The 1,109-nt window shown below is 40.6% G+C and carries 2 protein-coding genes; one reads left to right on the top strand and one right to left on the bottom strand.

Going from position 1 to position 1,109, the window contains the following annotated elements:
* The coding region (locus ML541_RS18820; protein ID WP_243375609.1) for a transposase at positions 1-448 on the bottom strand (448 nt) is incomplete at its 3' end.
* A gap of 165 nt (positions 449-613) precedes the next feature.
* Here ML541_RS18820 and ML541_RS18815 point away from each other — a divergent pair.
* On the top strand, positions 614-919 hold the full coding sequence (locus tag ML541_RS18815) for a YceK/YidQ family lipoprotein (RefSeq protein WP_243375606.1): 306 nt from the start codon (positions 614-616) through the stop codon (positions 917-919).
* The last annotated feature ends 190 nt before the right edge of the window (positions 920-1,109 follow it).

Below are 1,109 nucleotides of genomic sequence, written 5' to 3'. Positions count from 1 at the left end.
TCAAAGTGCCGTCAACGCTGAAATGATCCTTTGACAGCAGCTTCCTGCGTTTCGCCTGTTCAAGGACCTCCTCAAGAAACCTCGCAGCAACATCGGTTTCAATGAGGCGCTCCTGGTTCGTGGTAAAGCTTGAATTATCCCAGACAGACTCATCAAGACCCAGCCCAAGGAACCAACGAAACAGAATACTGAAGTGAATTTGCTCCACAAGCTTGACGTTGCTGGGAATTGAGTACAACACCTGAAGCAACATCGCTTTCAGTAGCCGCTCAGGAGGAATAGAAGGACGACCGGTGTGGGAATACATCTGACTGAATACCCGCGACATGTTCTCCAGTGCCGTATCAACCATCTGTCTGATTGGTCGTAGCGGATGATCCTTAGGAACAAATGATTCAGGGGATACATAAATAAACAGAGCATCAGATTGTTCTTCAAACCCGCGCATACTATTTCTCCAGCAATATCAAAGAATTATGCGTTGCATCATAGCATAAAACTGTATCTATTGGGACGCAAATAGCACTAGTTTTTCAAAGACCTGATATATAAAGAATTATGAATATATAAATCCATAATTTTAATCACAGTATTAATTATTATATCTGGTTGCATGACATGGCAGACGCAAGCGGATTTCTATGCTGCTAGTAAAATAAGCGATGATATGCTTTGCACAACTGTCAGATATAATTATTATGATAATACAGTTATTTATAGCGGTGCACATAGTGACATTTTAGATTTAATTTTATTTCCATATTCATGTCATGGAGAAGGATGCTTTGGATTGATAGTTTATCCAATAGCACTTGTTGGAGGCATTGTTGATTTACCTTTAAGCTTTGTAGCAGATAGTTTGATACTTCCATATACAATACCGTTAGCATATAAAATGAATTGCGATAAAACTAAATAAATTCAAACAAAATGCCCAACCACGTAAATGCACCGGCCCTTAAACCGCCGGTGATTTCCGGCCCCGTTGAGCGAGGAGAAAGATGAAAGGCATACCCCATATGAAATTTGTATCCTTCGTTTTATTGGTAGTCATGTTGGCAGCACCGTCATTGCTCAAAGCCGAGAGTGCACCATCAAACCTTGTTTCA

The sequence above is a fragment of the Geotalea sp. SG265 genome (genome assembly GCF_022808985.1).
Classification (GTDB): domain Bacteria; phylum Desulfobacterota; class Desulfuromonadia; order Geobacterales; family Geobacteraceae; genus Geotalea.
The sequence above is the reverse complement of the archived record's forward strand: the minus strand, read 5'-3'. Positions and strand labels throughout refer to the sequence as shown.

What these genes read in the sequence shown, in the direction of transcription:
- ML541_RS18815 (WP_243375606.1), top strand. Translation starts at nt 614, where the DNA reads ATGACATGGCAGACGCAAGCGGATTTCTATGCTGCTAGTAAAATAAGC.